General features: G+C 70.0%; 10 protein-coding genes and 1 riboswitch. Of the genes, 5 read left to right on the top strand and 5 right to left on the bottom strand.

The features are described 5' to 3' along the window. Positions 1-5: 5 nt before the first annotated feature. The 3 genes from NG1_RS10625 to rpmB form a co-directional block, all read right to left on the bottom strand. On the bottom strand, positions 6-794 hold the full coding sequence (locus tag NG1_RS10625; protein WP_062969947.1) for an enoyl-CoA hydratase-related protein: 789 nt from the start codon (positions 792-794) through the stop codon (positions 6-8). A gap of 10 nt (positions 795-804) precedes the next feature. Beyond that, complete coding sequence (locus NG1_RS10620) at positions 805-1,341, bottom strand: GNAT family N-acetyltransferase (protein WP_062969946.1); 537 nt, start codon at positions 1,339-1,341, stop codon at positions 805-807. A 103-nt stretch (positions 1,342-1,444) separates the two neighbouring features. Beyond that, the gene (gene rpmB, locus NG1_RS10615) at positions 1,445-1,636 is read right to left on the bottom strand and encodes a 50S ribosomal protein L28 (RefSeq protein WP_011210730.1); all 192 of its coding nucleotides are present in this window, start codon (positions 1,634-1,636) and stop codon (positions 1,445-1,447) included. A 332-nt stretch (positions 1,637-1,968) separates the two neighbouring features. Between rpmB and NG1_RS10610 the strand changes: the two genes are divergently transcribed. Next, positions 1,969-3,705, top strand: coding sequence for a DAK2 domain-containing protein (locus NG1_RS10610; protein ID WP_062969871.1), 1,737 nt, complete (start codon positions 1,969-1,971; stop codon positions 3,703-3,705). A 3-nt stretch (positions 3,706-3,708) separates the two neighbouring features. After that, complete coding sequence (recG, locus tag NG1_RS10605) at positions 3,709-5,991, top strand: ATP-dependent DNA helicase RecG (RefSeq protein WP_062969870.1); 2,283 nt, start codon at positions 3,709-3,711, stop codon at positions 5,989-5,991. Between the two features lie 13 nt (positions 5,992-6,004). Here the strand turns inward: recG and NG1_RS10600 are convergent, their stop codons facing one another. Beyond that, a complete protein-coding gene (locus NG1_RS10600) occupies positions 6,005-7,426 on the bottom strand; it encodes a short-chain fatty acyl-CoA regulator family protein (RefSeq protein WP_062969869.1) in 1,422 nt (473 codons plus the stop codon). A gap of 246 nt (positions 7,427-7,672) precedes the next feature. Here NG1_RS10600 and NG1_RS10595 point away from each other — a divergent pair, with 246 nt between their 5' ends. After that, the gene (locus tag NG1_RS10595; RefSeq protein WP_062969868.1) at positions 7,673-8,044 is read left to right on the top strand and encodes a nuclear transport factor 2 family protein; all 372 of its coding nucleotides are present in this window, start codon (positions 7,673-7,675) and stop codon (positions 8,042-8,044) included. 392 nt (positions 8,045-8,436) lie between these two features. Here NG1_RS10595 and metE read toward each other — a convergent pair whose 3' ends face one another. Next, positions 8,437-10,707 (bottom strand): 5-methyltetrahydropteroyltriglutamate--homocysteine S-methyltransferase, encoded by a 2,271-nt coding sequence (metE, locus tag NG1_RS10590; RefSeq protein WP_084498838.1) that lies wholly within the window; start codon positions 10,705-10,707, stop codon positions 8,437-8,439. A gap of 146 nt (positions 10,708-10,853) precedes the next feature. Further along, positions 10,854-11,084, bottom strand: a riboswitch (cobalamin riboswitch). A gap of 671 nt (positions 11,085-11,755) precedes the next feature. Here metE and NG1_RS10585 point away from each other — a divergent pair. Together NG1_RS10585 and rsmD are read left to right on the top strand one after the other, a co-directional pair. Next, positions 11,756-15,160 (top strand): pyruvate carboxylase, encoded by a 3,405-nt coding sequence (locus tag NG1_RS10585; RefSeq protein WP_062969866.1) that lies wholly within the window; start codon positions 11,756-11,758, stop codon positions 15,158-15,160. After that, the gene (gene rsmD, locus NG1_RS10580) at positions 15,157-15,720 is read left to right on the top strand and encodes a 16S rRNA (guanine(966)-N(2))-methyltransferase RsmD (RefSeq protein ID WP_062969865.1); all 564 of its coding nucleotides are present in this window, start codon (positions 15,157-15,159) and stop codon (positions 15,718-15,720) included. The genes NG1_RS10585 and rsmD overlap by 4 nt, the downstream gene beginning before the upstream one ends. Positions 15,721-15,756 lie beyond the last annotated feature (36 nt).

Raw genomic sequence — 15,756 nt, 5'->3', positions numbered from 1 at the left:
ACCGATCAGGCCCTTCCGGCGTAGTCGGGCTTGCGCTTGGCGACGAAGGCGTCGACGCCCTCCCGTCCGGCGGGGGAACTCGCGGCCGCGGCGATTCCGTCGCGCTCGCTGTCGAGCTGATCGCTCAGCGTCGCGGTATCCGACTGCCGCAGCAGCGTTTTGATGCTCGCGTGGGTGGAACGCGGTCCGGCGGCGATGGTGCGTGCGAGGCGCTGCGCCTCCTCGGCGATCTCGCCGTCGGGGACCAGCCTGCTCAGCACGCCGAGGCGCACCGCCTCCTCGGCGTCCAGGACGGCGTCGGTGAGCAGGATCTCGCGGGCGCGCGCCCGCCCGACGACGCGCGGCAGCGTCCAGGACATGCCGCCGTCGGGGCTCAGGCCGATGCCCGGATACGCCGGGCGCAGCTTGGTGCCGGGTCCGCCGAGGGCTATGTCGGCCAGGCAGACCAGGCTCATGCCCGCCCCGGCCGCCCAGCCCTGGACCGCAGCCACCACCGGGACCGTGACCGCGTCCAGCGCGCGGACGAATTCGTGCAGGTCGGTGGCCAGACCGTGGATGTGCGCCGAGCGATCCGGCGCGGCGGCGAAGCCGCGCACGTCGCCGCCCGCGCAGAAGTTGGCGCCGGTGCCCCGCAGCAGCACCGCCCCCACCTCGGAACCGAGCGAGTGCAGTACGGCGGTGCCTGCGTTGATGCCCGCGAAGTCCATGGACGTGCCGTTGGCGGAGGTGGCGATGGTGATCTGGAGGACGCCGTCGACGGTTGTCGCGTACCCTGCTTGCTCGCTGGAGATCATGATCTGCACCTTAACGGGCACGGTAGGACACGTCCGTGGGTGGCCGACGCCGAGATGGGGTGCGCACCATGCGCACTTCCATCGCGGCGGTGAACGGCTCGACCTTGCGCGTGCCGTCGAGCACGAAACCGTGCTTGCGGTAGAACGCCTGGGCCCGCGCGTTCCGCTCGAACACCCACAGCGAGCACGGGGCGGCCGGATCGAGGGCGGCGCGGATCAGGTCGTCGGCGACTCCGCTGCCGTGCCAGCGGGACCGCACATAGAGGGCGTGCAGCTCGAGCGGGGTCACCGCGTCCGCGTCGTCGGGCGGGCCCGCGCTGGAGAATCCGATGACCAGGTCCTCGACGACCGCGACATGTGTGCGGCCCGGATAGCGCACCCGGTCGCGCTCCCCCAGCTCGGCCCGGCGCTCGATGTCGAACGCGTCGAGCACGTGTACGGGCACCAGCCCCCGATACGCCTCGCGCCAGCAGGCGATGTGGCATTCGGCCAGGCTGTGGACGTATTCGGCGGCCAGCGGCCGGACCCGCCACGGATGCTCGGTCACCGCTGCCGCGCTCGTCGGCACACCGCAGTCACGACAACGCCCCGGACCACCCGATACGGGTGCCGGGGCGTGTGCCGACGGTATTGGTCAGCCGGGAAGCGGATCAGCCGCGGACGACCTTGCCCGCCTTCAGGCAGGAGGTGCACACGTTCATGCGGCGGGTGTTGCCCGGAGCGACCTGTGCACGCACGGTCTGGATGTTCGGGTTCCAACGACGGTTGGTGCGCCGGTGCGAGTGCGAGACCGACTTCCCGAAGCCGGGGCCCTTGGCGCAGACGTCGCAGACGGCAGCCATAGTCGCGAACTCCTTCATGTCAATGGTGGGGACCGCCGCCTTCGCGGTGCGACGCGTCCTCGTTGCAATGTCGAGTGTGCCCTGCCGACGGAGAGCCGACCAGCGCAGACCGGCGACGGCCACGCGAGGCAACCCTGCAAGGGTAGCTGTGCAGGCGCCGATCCACCAAACCGGTCCTCACGGATGAGTGCCGGATCCGTTGCCGGGCATCCCCAGTGTAGGAGCGCGGTCTTGCCGGTCGCCTGTCGGGACCGCCCGCTAACCTGGCGGGCGGCGAGGGTGGGCAGGTGGCGGAAGGGAGTGAGGTGACGGTGTCCGGAGTGCGGGATGTAATGGACGGCACGGCATTGCTGCGCTGGGGCCGTACCTGTCTCGCAGGCCTTGAACACCGGCGCGAGGAGATCAACGCACTCAATGTCTTTCCCGTCCCGGACGCGGATACCGGTACGAATCTGCTGGCCACCATGCGCGCCGCGGTGGAGGCGGGGGAGGCGGCGGCGAACGCGGACGGGAGCGCGGCCCGCGCCGTAGCCGTCGCCATGGCGCACGGCGCGACGGTAGGCGCCAGGGGCAACTCCGGGATCATCTTGTCCCAGGTGCTGCGTGGCGTCGCGGACGCGGTGGACGGTGGCCCGTTCACGGCCGACAGCCTGCGCGCCGCGCTGGCGCGGGCCTCCGAACTGGTCCGCGAAGGGCTTAGCGTGCCGATCGAAGGGACCATTCTCACCGTGCTGGACCGTGCGGCCGCGGCGGCCGCGCAGTGCCCGGACCAGGAGCTGGCGAACGTTGCGCTGGCGGCGGCCGACGGAGCGGCCAAGGCGCTCGGCGACACGCCGTTCCAATTGGGTGTGCTGCGTCGGGCGGGTGTCGTCGACGCGGGAGCCCGCGGATTGGTGGTGCTGCTGGACAGCTTGGTCACCGTGACCCGGGGTGAGGCGCCCGCGCGACCGGAGTACCCACGGCCCGCGGCGGCGCGATCGGCGCCCGCCGACGACGCCGAGCCGCAGTACGAGGTGATGTACCTGCTGGCAGGCTCCGACGAGCGGAAGGTGGCCGCGCTGCGCGCCCGGCTCGGCGAACTCGGCGACTCGGTCGTGGTGGTCGGTGACGGCGGCGGGTCCTGGTCGGCGCATGTGCACTGCGCCGACGCCGGAGCGGCGGTGGAGGCGGGCATCGCGGCGGGCGAACTCAGCCGGATCCGCATCGAGAATGTCGTCCGCACGCCGGACGCCCCGGCCGGGTCCGGCGAACGCGTGGAAGCGGCGAATCCCCTCGCCGGTGACGGTATCTCCGACGCGCGGCCCCGGCCCGTCCGAACCGGGGGCATCGCGTCGTCCGCACCGGCTGCCGATTCGACCCAGGTGGTGGCCGGTGGGCTCGGCTCGAGCGCGGGGGCGACGCCCGAACTTCCGGCCGATCGGGGGATTCTGGCGGTGGTCGCCGGTGCCGGCGCCGCGACGCTGTTCGAGGACGCGGGCGCCGTGGTGCTGGCGGGCGACGAGCCGGTCACCGCGACGACGCTGCTGACCGCGATCCGGCGGATGCCGAACCGCGAGGTACTGGTGCTGCCCAACGGCGCCCTGCCCGCGCACGAACTGGTCGCGGTCGGCGTCGCCGCGCGTGACGCCCATCGGGACGTGCTGCTGCTGCCGAGTGCGTCGATGGTGCAGGGTCTGGCCGCCCTGGCCGTGCACGACCGAGGACGATTCGCGGTGGACGACGCCTTCGCCATGTCGGAGGCGGCCGCCACGACGCGGTGGGGCTCGCTACGCCCGGCGACTGAGCGCGCGCTCACCATGGTCGGCACCTGCGAGCCGGGCGACGGTCTCGGACTGGCCGGGCACGATGTCGTCGTGATCGAGCCCGACGTGCGCGCGGCGGGGCGGACGCTGCTGGACCGGCTGCTCGCCTTCGGCGGCGAGCTGGTCACCCTGCTGATGGGAGCGGCGGCGCCGGACGGTCTCGGCGACGAACTCGCCGCTCATATCGCGCAGAACTTTCCCGGGGTCGAGGTGATCGTGTATTCCGGTGGGCAGCAAGGCGATTCGGTGCAGATCGGAGTGGAGTAGCGCATGGCGGCACTGAGCGATCGGCTCGACCACATTCTCGGCGCGAAGGCCGCGGACTCGCTGGCGGACGCGTTCGACATGCGGACCGTCGAGGATCTGCTGCGGCACTACCCCCTGCGGTACGCGACGCAGGGTCAGCCGCTCACCGAGGATGCGCCCGAGGACGGTTCGCACATCACCGTCATCGGGCGGATCACCAAGGCCGAACTGCGGCCGATGCGCAACCGCCGCGGATCGCTGCTGAAGGTGGTTCTCGACACCGGTGCCGGACGCGGCGTCGACGTCACCTTCTTCAACGGCGACAAGGTGAAATACGTGGTCCGCGAAGGTCTGCGCGCGATGATGTCGGGCACGGTGAACTACTGGCGCCCCGGCCAGTGGAACCTCAGTCATCCCGGCTACCTGATCCTGCCGGAGGCCGAGGGCGACGACGATTCGGTCGGCGCGCTGACGAAGGTGCGCGGCGGCGGAGACCTGCGGGGTCTGGCGCAGAGCGCCGCGGGCGCGGGGGGAGTGGACACGTCGTTCATGGAGCGGGAGTTCATCCCGGTCTACCCGGCGACCGCCAAGGTGCAGAGCTGGGACGTGCTCGCCTGCGTGCGGCAGGTGCTCGACCAGCTCGATCCGCTGGATGATCCGCTGCCGGAGGACGTGCGCGCCGAACGGGCGCTACCCAACCTGTCGGACGCGCTGCGGCTGATCCACTTGCCCGAACGCAAGTCCGATATCGACCAGGCCAAGGATCGGCTGCGCTTCGACGAGGCGCTGGCGCTGCAATTGGTGCTGGCCGAGCGCAGGCACGAGGTGTCCGGCCGCCGGGCGCGCGCCTGCGGGTCGCGCACCGACGGCATCGCCGCCGCGTTCGACCAGCGGCTGCCCTTCGAACTCACGGCGGGGCAGAAGCAGGTCGTGGCGGAGATCTCCGCCGATCTGGGCCGCGAGCAACCGATGCACCGGTTGCTGCAAGGCGAGGTGGGCTCCGGCAAGACGATCGTCGCCCTGCACGCCATGTTGCAGGTGGTGGACGCGGGATTGCAGTGCGCGCTGCTCGCCCCGACGGAGGTGCTCGCCGCGCAGCACTATCGGTCGCTGCGCGGCATGCTCGGTGAGCTGGGGGCCGCGGGCGAACTGGGCGCGGCCGACCACGCCACCCGCGTGGTGCTGGTGACCGGGTCGATGTCGGCCGCGGCCAAGAAGGCCGCGCTGCTGGAAGCGGTGACGGGCGAGGCGGGCATCGTGATCGGCACGCACGCGCTGATCCAGGACAACGTCGAGTTCTTCGATCTCGGCATGGTAGTGGTCGACGAGCAGCATCGTTTCGGCGTGGAGCAGCGAGACGCCCTGCGCGCCAAGGCCAAAACCGGTGTCAGCCCGCATCTGCTGGTGATGACCGCGACGCCGATCCCGCGCACCATCGCCATGACCACGCTCGGTGATCTGGAGACCTCCACGCTGACCGAACTGCCGAAAGGGCGCTCGCCGATCGTCTCCAAGGTGGTGCCGCGCAGGCAGCATCCGAACTGGGTGGATCGCGCGTGGGAGCGGATCGTGGAGGAGGTCGCCGCCGGGCGTCAGGCGTACGTGGTGTGTTCGCGCATCGGCGACGACGAGGAGACGACGGGCAAGTCCCGCAACGGGCGTTCGAAGTCCGGCGACGGCGAGAAGGAGGGCCCGACCACCCAGGCCGCGCTGGACGTATACGAGATGCTGCGCGGCGGCCCGCTGGCCGGCGTACGGGTCGGCCTGTTGCACGGCAGGCTGCCCGCCGACGAAAAAGACCAGGTGATGCGCGCGTTCAACGACGGATCGGTGGACGTGCTGGTGTGCACCACCGTGGTCGAGGTCGGCGTGGACGTGCCCAACGCGACGGTGATGGTCATCGTCGACGCCGACCGGTTCGGCGTCAGTCAGTTGCATCAGCTGCGCGGCCGGATCGGCCGCGGACGCCACCCCGGGTTGTGCCTGCTGGTCACCGATGCCGCGCCGGGCGGGTCGGCGATGGCGCGGCTGGACGCCGTCGCCGCCACCACCGACGGCTTCGAACTCGCGGTGCTCGACCTGCGTACCCGCCGCGAGGGCGACGTGCTCGGCGCCGCCCAGTCCGGCACGGCCCGCTCGTTGCGCCTGCTGTCGCTGCTGGACGACCTCGAGGTCATCACCGCCGCCCAGGAATTCGCCCGCGCCGTGGTGGCGTCCGACCCGGGCTTGCGCAAGCATCCCGGTCTGGCGGGAATGATGCACGCGGCCGTCGATTCCGAGCGGCTGGAGTACCTGGCCAAGTCCTGATGCCCCGGCGAGGTCAGCGCCCCAGCCGCGGGTAGGGCAGGTCGGTGCTGGTGTGCTCGGCGACCGCCAATGGGCTGCCGATGTGCGGGAAGGCGCGCTGCGGGCACGCGGGGCGCTCGCACACTTTGCAGCCCGCGCCGATCGGCACCGAGGCCGCCGGGTCTTCCAGCTGCAACCCGGCCGAATACACCAGACGGTCGGCGTATTCCACGTCGCAGCCGAGGCCGATCGCGAAATTCTTCGCCGCGGTTCCGAACCCGTGCGGGGCGATCGCGGCGGTGCGCGCGACCCACAGATAGCGGCGGCCGTCGGGCATCTCGGCCACCTGGGTCAGGATGCGGCCGGGGTTGGAGAAGGCCTCGTGCACCACCCACAGCGGGCAACTGCCGCCCACCCGGGAGAAATGGAAGGCGGTGGCGGACTGCCGTTTGGAGATGTTGCCCGCCCGGTCGGTGCGCACGAAGAAGAACGGGACGCCACGTTGGCCCTGACGTTGCAGGGTGCTGAGCCGATGGCAGATGGTCTCGAAGCCGACCTCGAACCGCAGACCGAGCAGATCGATGTCGTAGTGCAGTTCCTCGGCCGACCGCAGGAATCGGCCGTACGGCAGCACCAGCGCGCCCGCGAAGTAATTGGCCAGCCCGATCCGCGCCAGGGTGCGGGATTCGCCGTTGAGCGCCGGGCTCTCGGCCAAGACGGCGTCCAGCTCGGCCCCGTAGAGCAGAAGGCCGAGCGTGGTGGCGATCTGGAAGGCGCGCTGGCCGGGTCGCAACCGGCGAGCCAGCGTGAGCGTCCGGGTCTGCGGGTCGTAGTGGCGCTTGGGGACGGTGTGGTCGGCGCCGTCGCCGCGTACCAGAACGGTGACTCCGGCGCGTTCCTCGGCGATGCGGGCGAGCTGACGATCGAGCGAGCCGATGGTGAGCCCGGAGTTCTCGAACAGCTGCTCGGCGGCGATGTCGAGCTGCGCGATGTGGTTGTGATGGTCGTAGAAGAAGTCGCGCACGTCCTCATAGGGCATGGGCACGCCCGGCGCGCCCGCGGGCGCGGACACCCGCGCGGAGAGCAGGTCCAGCTGATCGGTGGCGGCGCGTAGTCGGCGATGCATCGCGACGACGATCCTGGCGACCTCCGGCTGGCGGGTTGCCAGTTCCTCCACCTCGGTCAGCGGCGCGGTGTGCCCGCCCGCGGCGTCGATGAGCACCTCGTGCAGGTCCGACACGAGCCGCGCGTCGGAATCGGCGGCGAAGAACTGGACGTCGAGATCGAAGGTGGAATTGAGTTTCAGTAGTACGGGAATGGTGAGTGGGCGCTGGTCGCGCTCGAGCTGATTGAGATAACTCGGCGACAGGTCCAGCGATTTCGCCAGAGCCGCCTGAGTCATCCTCCGTTCTTCACGCAATCGCCGAAGCCGGGCGCCCGCATACATCTTGCGCACGTGCACGATGGTAGCTGCGATGATTCGCAATCATCGCAAGAACGCGCGTTCTTACCCGCAGGAATATGCTTTTGCGAGGTATCCGGTAATGCCTTCGATCTGCGTAGCGTGCGAAGAGAGGTTTGCCGTCGCCTTGTGGATCGGGCATGAAAATGCCCATCGATCCCCTTCCCCACCGAGCGATTGCTTGGTTGAATCGAGAGGTCCGGCACCCGCCTTCCGGCAGCAGGAAAGTGAGCAGAACGAATGCCCGATCCCGACGAACTCGTGCGTGCGATGTGCCGAAGCTGGTCCGACCCCGATCCGGATCGGATCAGCGCGTATTTCGCCGAGGACGCCGTCTACCACAACATCCCGATGGAACCCATCGTCGGTCGCACCGCCATCCGCGACTTCATCGCGGGTTTCCTGACCACCTTCGAGGCCATCGATTTCGACATCCATCACCAGATCGCCTCCGGCAACGTGGTGATGAACGAGCGCACCGACACCCTCCGCTCCGCGGGACGCGAGACCTCGCTGCCGGTCATGGGCTTCTTCGAGGTCGCCGACGGCGAAATCACCACGTGGCGAGACTACTTCGACATGGCCGCCATCAACCGGGCCTTCGGACTGTAGCGCGGACTCGGTCGAACAGGTCGTCCTCGAATTCGGCTGTGGGTGACGAGTTCGATCGGCCTCGGTGGTGGCGATGATTTCCGGATCGGATGGAACCGAATCAGGGGGTGGGCACGTCGAAGTAGGTAAGAGGGGAACGATTGTCCGGTGGTCGACATGCGAGGAGGGGTAGCCGATGGAGCGTTGTTCCGGGTGTCATACGGCGTGGCGGCGGGGGATGCGGGCGCGGGCGCGGGAGTTGCCGGTGACGCGGCGGGAGGAACCGTGCGATCGGTATACGCTGCGCCGCAGGCAGCCACCGCGGCCGGAGCCGGAAACGGACTGCGGCTCTTGACGGTTCGGTGCCCCCTTCGGGCGGGAAGGGGGCACCGAACGCCGATGAGCGGGAAGGGTTACCGGACAGCGGCCGCCGCGGCGACCATGTTGCGCAGTGAGGCTTCCACCTCGGCGCGCCCCCTGGTCTTCAGCCCGCAGTCGGGATTCACCCAGAGCCGTTCGGCCGGAACAGCTTTCAGTGCCGCGCGCAGCGAAGTGGTGATCTCGTCCACGCTGGGCACCCGCGCGGAGTGGATGTCGTACACGCCGGGGCCGACGCCGAGATCGAATCCCGCCGCGTTCAAATCGTCCAGCACCTCCATGCGGGAGCGCGCCGCCTCGATCGACGTGACGTCGGCGTCCAGCCCGGCGATCGCATCGATCACCTCGCCGAATTCCGAGTAGCACAGATGCGTGTGGATCTGCGTCGCATCGGACACTCCGGAGGTCGCGATCCGGAACGATTGCACCGACCACTCCAAGTACCCGGGCTGGTCGGCCGCGCGCAGCGGAAGCAGTTCACGCAGGGCAGGCTCGTCGACCTGGATGATTCGGATGCCCGCCGACTCGAGGTCGACGGACTCGTCGCGGATCGCCAGCGCCACCTGGCGGGCGGAGTCGCCCAACGGCTGGTCGTCGCGCACGAACGACCACGCCAGAATGGTGACCGGGCCGGTCAGCATGCCTTTCACGGGCTTGTCGGTGAGCGACTGCGCGTACGCGATCCACTCGACGGTCATCGGCTCCCGGCGCGCGACGTCACCGAACAGGATCGGCGGCCGCACGCAGCGGGTCCCGTAGGACTGCACCCATCCCTGCTCGGTCGCCGCGAACCCGTCGAGCTGCTCGGCGAAGTACTGCACCATGTCGTTGCGCTCCGGCTCGCCGTGTACCAGCACGTCCAGCCCCAACCGCTCCTGTAGCGCGATGACCTCCGCGATCTCGGCGCGCATCCGGCGGACGTACTCCGCCTGGTCGATCGCGCCCTTGCGCAGCGCGGCGCGCGCAAGCCGGATGGCCGAGGTCTGCGGGTAGGAACCGATCGTCGTGGTCGGCAGCGCGGGCAGCCGCAAACGGTCCCTTTGCAGTTCTCGGCGTTGTTCGGCGGGTGCGCGGCGGACGGCGTCGGGCCCGAGCGCGGCCAGCCGGGCCCGCACCCGCGGATCGTTCAGCCGCGGATCGGATCTCCGCGACGCCAGCGCCGCACGCACCTCGGCCAACTCGGCGTCGATCGCTTGCGCACCGTCGCTCAGCGCGGTCGCGAGCAGGCGGACCTCGGTCACCTTCTCCGCGCCGAACGCCAGCCAGGAGCGCAACCGTTCGTCCAACGCCGTCTCCGCCGCCAGCGTGTAGGGCACGTGCAGCAGCGAGCACGAACTCGAAACAGCCACCTGCGCAGCGGATCCCCGCAACGTATCGAGGGTGGCCACAGCGCGGTCGAGATCGGTACGCCAGACGTTGCGACCGTCCACGACCCCCGCGACGATCAGCTTCCCGGTCAGCGCGGGCACGTCGGCCCCCGCCGCCACATCGGCGCCGGAGGTGAAGTCGAGCGCTACTCCTTCTATACCGGTGCTCGCCAGCGCAGGCAGCGCGGCGTCCGGCTGCCCGAAGTAGGTCGCGACGAGGATCGCCGGACGCTCGGGGGCGTCGGCGAGTTCCGCGTAGGTGACCTGCACCAGGCCGATCTCCTCCGCCGTGAGGTCGGTGACCAGCACCGGCTCGTCGATCTGCACCCACTGGGCACCGGCGACGGCGAGCCTGCGCAGCAGTTCCCGATACAGCGGCAGCAGTTCGATCAGCCGGGCCAGGGCCGAGCCGCCGCTCGCCTTGGCCAGTTTCAGGAAGGTGATCGGGCCGATCACCACCGGTCGCGCAGGCACGCCCAGCTCGAGCGCCTCCCGCAGTTGCGCCAGCAGCTTGTCCGGGTGCAGCGAGAACGCGGTCTCGGGGCCGATTTCCGGCACCAGGTAGTGGTAGTTGGTGTCGAACCACTTGGTCATCTCCAAGGGCTCCACCGTCTCGGTGCCGCGCGCGGCGGCGAAATACCGATCCAGCGGGTCGGCGATCCCGGCGACCCGGGGCGGCAGTGCGCCCAGCAGTTCGGCGGTGTCGAGCATCTGGTCGTAGTAGGAAAAGGTGCCGACCGGAATCGAGTCGAGGCCCGCGGCTCGCAAATCGGTGAGCTGGGTCCGCCGCAGGTCGCGCGCCACGGCGTGCAACCGGCCTGCGTCGATCTCGCCTGCCCAATAGGCTTCGGTGGCCCGCTTCAGTTCACGCCGGGGCCCTACTCGCGGAAGCCCGAGAACCGTCGCGGTGAACGGGTTCTGCTGTGCAACAGTCACGATGTTTCTCCATTGCTGTGGACGAAAGCCATCGCCGTACGGGCAGGCGGAGAACCTTGCGACATGCCGGTGAAATCCCGGCCGAGGAGCCCGACACGTCAGCTGGTGATCCGCACGCCCAATCCACGAGGCGGTGGCCGCCGGGTACGGCGTACCCGGCACGACTGGCAGGTCTTCGGACTCGCGGGCACCGGCCGTGCGGGCCGGCGTACGCCGGAGTGCTCCCGATGGCCGACCTACTGGCCGTCGCTTCCCGGGTCGCGGAGCCTTCCGGCTCGGTGAAACCCAGTGCCTGGTGACGGCGGTCGTTCCTGCATACCGCTGCGGGACAGTCCCGGATTCCCACCGGGTTCCCTCTCGCCCGCCGTAACGTCGCCGCACGGGCGGGCTCGACTCCGTCGCGCGACGTCGGGGCTCCATCTCGTCGTGCTGCGGTGAACCAGCTGCACTCTCAGCATAGGACGCGGTGCGGCCGCCAGGAACGACCGACCCGAGATCGGGAGCCGTTGCAGCGGCCACCTGCGGTCGGATAGGAGCCGCACTGGTCGGCCCCGCGGACGCGAAGTTGTCCGGTGGCGCGCCGCGAGCGACCTCACATCGAATATTTGCCCGACTCGATCGCCGCGTACCGATTCGGCGCCGGCTTGCGCTCCGGCTATCGGCACGACCGGGCACGCCGATTCGTATCGACCGTTCCCGGAATCCCCGGGTCGTGCGCGGCATCGGATCGGCTCTTCGCCCGATACCCGGCGGCTGTTACCGGCGATCCGCACTCCCGAACTCGTCGTGCGTCGTGGTTCGCCTCATGTGCCCCGCGGCCGCGTGTCGAGGTATCGAGGCAGAGCTCGGCCGTCGGTCGACCGCGCGGCGGCCACCCGCACCCCACCTCGGACCGTCCCCGGCCGCCGGGCAGCACACCGGTTGCTGCGGCGCCGCCCATGTGTCGGCGCTGTGAACGCAACTTCGCAACGGTGCTAGGCGGTCTTGTGAAGAGGTTTGCGAAGGGGGATTCCATGTCGGTGCGGTTCACGCCGCCGGGTACCTTAGGTCAATGTTCTCGAAAGTCTTGGTTGCCAACCGTGGCGAGATCGCCATCCGAGCCTTCCGCGCGGCTTACGAACTCGGCATCGGGACGGTCGCCGTGTTTCCCTACGAGGACCGCAATTCGGTCCATCGGTTGAAGGCGGCGGAGTCGTACCAGATCGGCGAGCCCGGTCATCCGGTGCGGGCCTACCTGTCGATCGAGGCGATCATCGAGGCGGCCAAGTCGGCGGGCGCGGACGCGATCTACCCGGGATACGGGTTCTTGTCGGAGAACCCCGATCTGGCGGCGGCGTGCGCCCGCGAGGGCATCACGTTCATCGGCCCATCGGCCGAAGTGCTCGAACTCGCTGGTAACAAGGCGCGCGCCATCGAGGCGGCCAAGGCGGCCGGTCTGCCGGTGCTGCGTTCGAGCGCGCCGTCGTCGGACGTGGAAGAGTTGCTTGCCGCGTCGCGCGAGCTGGAGTACCCGATCTTCGTCAAGGCGGTCGCCGGTGGTGGCGGTCGCGGGATGCGCCGGGTCGCCGCGCCGGAGCAGTTGCGCGAGTCGATCGAGGCGGCCTCCAGGGAGGCGGAGTCGGCGTTCGGTGACCCGACGGTGTTCCTCGAGCAGGCGGTGGTGAACCCTCGCCATATCGAGGTGCAGATCCTGGCCGATCAGCACGGCAATGTGATGCACCTGTTCGAGCGGGACTGCTCGGTGCAGCGTCGGCATCAGAAGGTGATCGAGCTGGCGCCCGCGCCGAATCTGGACCCCGCGCTGCGTGAACGGATCTGCGCCGACGCGGTCGCCTTCGCCAGGCAAATCGGTTACTCGTGTGCGGGCACCGTGGAGTTCCTGCTGGACGAGCGCGGCAACCACGTCTTCATCGAGATGAATCCGCGCATCCAGGTGGAGCACACGGTGACCGAGGAGATCACCGACGTGGACCTGGTGCAGTCGCAGCTGCGCATCGCGGGCGGGGAGACGCTCGAGCAGTTGGGCTTGAGCCAGGACGCGGTGACGATCCGGGGCGCGGCATTGCAGTGCCGGATCACCACCGAGGACCCGGCCAACGGGTTCCGTCCCGACACCGGCCGCATCACCGCCTACCGCACCCCCGGCGGTGCGGGCATCCGCCTGGACGGCGGTGCGAACCTGGGCGCCGAGATCGGCGCCTACTTCGACTCGATGCTGGTCAAGCTCACCTGCCGCGGTCGCGACTTCGGCGCGGCGGTGGCGCGGGCGAGCCGGGCGCTGGCGGAATTCCGCATCCGCGGTGTGGCCACCAACATCCCGTTCCTGCTCGCGGTGCTGGACGATCCCGACTTCAAGGCGGGCCTGGTCACCACCTCGTTCATCGAGGAGCGTCCGCAGCTGCTGACCCTGCGTCGATCCGCCGACCGGGGCACCAAGATCCTCGACTACCTGGCCGACGTCACGGTGAACAAGCCGCACGGCGAGCGGCCGACCACGGTGTACCCGCACGACAAGCTGCCCGCGATCGATCTGAGCGTGCCGCCGCCGGACGGCTCGCGCCAGCGGCTGCTGCGGCTGGGGCCGGAGGGCTTCGCGCAGGCGCTGCGGGCGCAGAAGGCGGTCGGCGTCACCGACACCACCTTCCGCGACGCGCACCAGTCGCTGCTGGCCACCCGCGTGCGCACCAACGGCCTGCTGGGAGTGGCGGGGCATGTGGCGCGGTTGACGCCGGAGCTGCTGTCGGTGGAGTGCTGGGGCGGCGCGACCTACGACGTGGGATTGCGATTCCTGTACGAGGATCCCTGGGAGCGGCTGGCGGCCTTGCGGGAAGCGATCCCGAATATCTGCTTGCAGATGCTGCTGCGTGGCCGCAACACCGTCGGCTACACCCCGTATCCGGAAGCGGTGACCCGCGCGTTCGTCTCCGAGGCGACTGCCACCGGTATCGACATCTTCCGTATCTTCGACGCCCTCAACAACGTCGACCAGATGCGCCCGGCCATCGACGCGGTCCGCGAGACCGGCACCGCGGTCGCCGAAGTCGCGATCAGCTACACCGGCGATCTGGCGAATCCGGACGAGACGCTCTACACCCTGGACTACTACCTGAAGCTGGCCGAGCAGATCGTGGACGCGGGCGCGCACGTGCTCGCGATCAAGGACATGGCCGGACTGTTGCGCGCTCCGGCCGCGACCAAGCTGGTCACCGCGTTGCGCAGCAATTTCGATCTGCCGGTGCACGTGCACACCCACGACACCCCCGGCGGGCAGTTGGCCACCTACCTGGCCGCCTGGCAGGCCGGCGCCGACGCCGTCGACGGCGCGAGTGCGGCGATGGCCGGCACCACGAGCCAGCCCGCGCTCTCGGCGATCGTCGCCGCGGCGGCGCACAGTGAGTACGACACCGGGTTGAACCTGCAGAACGTCTGCGACATGGAACCGTACTGGGAGGCGCTGCGGAAGGTCTACGCGCCGTTCGAGTCCGGGCTGCCCGCGCCGACGGGTCGCGTCTACACCCACGAGATCCCCGGCGGGCAGTTGTCGAACCTGCGTCAGCAGGCCATCGCGCTCGGGTTGGGTGACCGGTTCGAGGAGGTCGAGGCGAAATACGCCGCCGCCGACCGGCTGCTCGGGCGTCTGGTGAAGGTCACCCCGTCCTCGAAGGTCGTCGGCGACCTGGCGCTGGCGCTGGTCGGCACCGGCGTCGAGGTCGAGGACTTCGCCGCCGACCCCGGCCGCTACGACATCCCGGACTCGGTGATCGGGTTCCTGCGCGGCGAACTGGGCACCCCCGCCGGTGGCTGGCCCGAACCGTTCCGCAGCAAGGCACTCGCCGGGCGCGGCGCGGCCAAACCCGAGACACCGTTGACACCCGCGGAGGAGAAGGCCCTGGCCGGTAGCTCCGAGGAGCGCCGGGCGACGTTGAACCGGCTGCTGTTCCCCGGCCCCACCGCCGAATTCCTCGCCCACCGCGAGAAGTACGGCGACACCTCCGGGTTGTCTGCCAACCAGTTCTTCTACGGCCTGCGTCGCGGCGATGAACACCGGGTGCAACTGGAGAAGGGCGTCACCCTGCTCATCGGCCTGGAAGCCATCTCCGAACCCGACGAGCGCGGTATGCGCACGGTGATGTGCATCCTCAACGGGCAGTTGCGGCCCATCTCGGTGCGCGACCGGTCGATCGCCAGCGAGGTCCCTGCGGCGGAGAAGGCCGACAAGACCAATCCCGGCCACGTCGCGGCGCCGTTCGCCGGTGTCGTCACTCTCGCGGTGTCCGAAGGCGATTCGGTGGCGGCGGGTGACACCATCGGCACCATCGAGGCCATGAAGATGGAAGCCGCGATCACCGCGCCCCGCGCGGGCACCGTCGGCCGCGTCGCCATCGGCACCGTGCAACAGGTCGAAGGCGGTGACCTGCTCATCGAACTGGCGGTCCGGGAGTCGTCCGCCGGATGACGCGGATCGTCGCTGGAACGGCGGGTGGGCGGCGCCTGCGGGTGCCGCCGTCGGGCACCCGCCCGACCTCCGACCGCGTGCGGGAGGCGCTGTTCAGCGCGCTGGACGCCCGGCTGGATTTCGCGGGCGCGCGCGTGCTCGACCTGTACGCGGGTTCCGGCGCGCTCGGGCTGGAGGCGCTGTCGCGCGGCGCCGAGCACGCGCTGCTAGTCGAGTCCGACCGCAAGGCCGCGGCCGTGGTCCGCGGCAACATCGCCGACCTCGGGCTGCCCGGCGCCGAACTGCGGGTCGCGACGGTGGCCGGCGTACTGCTACAGGGCGGGGCGGGCCGCTTCGATGTGGTCTTCTCCGACCCGCCCTACGCGGTGGACAACGCCGCGGTGCTGGCCGATCTGCGGGCGCTGACCGAGCGCGGTTGGCTGCGTCCCGGCGCGTCGGTGGTACTGGAGCGTTCGGCGCGTTCGCCCGAAATAGCCTGGCCCGCAGGCTTCGTCCCCGCCAAATCGCGACGGTACGGCGAAACACGCATCGATCTCGCGGAGTTCGAGCCGGACGGGTAGGCGCGGGTCCGGCCGCGCGTGCCCGCCGGCGGTCGC

It is taken from the genome of Nocardia gamkensis NBRC 108242 (assembly GCF_001612985.1).
GTDB classification, from domain to species: Bacteria; Actinomycetota; Actinomycetes; order Mycobacteriales; family Mycobacteriaceae; genus Nocardia; species Nocardia gamkensis.
The sequence above is the reverse complement of the archived record's forward strand: the minus strand, read 5'-3'. Positions and strand labels throughout refer to the sequence as shown.

Excerpts from the sequence above, each read along its gene's own strand:
- NG1_RS10625 (WP_062969947.1), bottom strand. The coding sequence starts at position 794 with ATGATCTCCAGCGAGCAAGCAGGGTACGCGACAACCGTCGACGGCGTC.
- rpmB (WP_011210730.1), bottom strand. The coding sequence starts at position 1,636 with ATGGCTGCCGTCTGCGACGTCTGCGCCAAGGGCCCCGGCTTCGGGAAG.
- NG1_RS10610 (WP_062969871.1), top strand. The coding sequence starts at position 1,969 with ATGGACGGCACGGCATTGCTGCGCTGGGGCCGTACCTGTCTCGCAGGC.
- recG (WP_062969870.1), top strand. The coding sequence starts at position 3,709 with ATGGCGGCACTGAGCGATCGGCTCGACCACATTCTCGGCGCGAAGGCC.
- NG1_RS10595 (WP_062969868.1), top strand. The coding sequence starts at position 7,673 with ATGCCCGATCCCGACGAACTCGTGCGTGCGATGTGCCGAAGCTGGTCC.
- NG1_RS10585 (WP_062969866.1), top strand. The coding sequence starts at position 11,756 with ATGTTCTCGAAAGTCTTGGTTGCCAACCGTGGCGAGATCGCCATCCGA.
- rsmD (WP_062969865.1), top strand. The coding sequence starts at position 15,157 with ATGACGCGGATCGTCGCTGGAACGGCGGGTGGGCGGCGCCTGCGGGTG.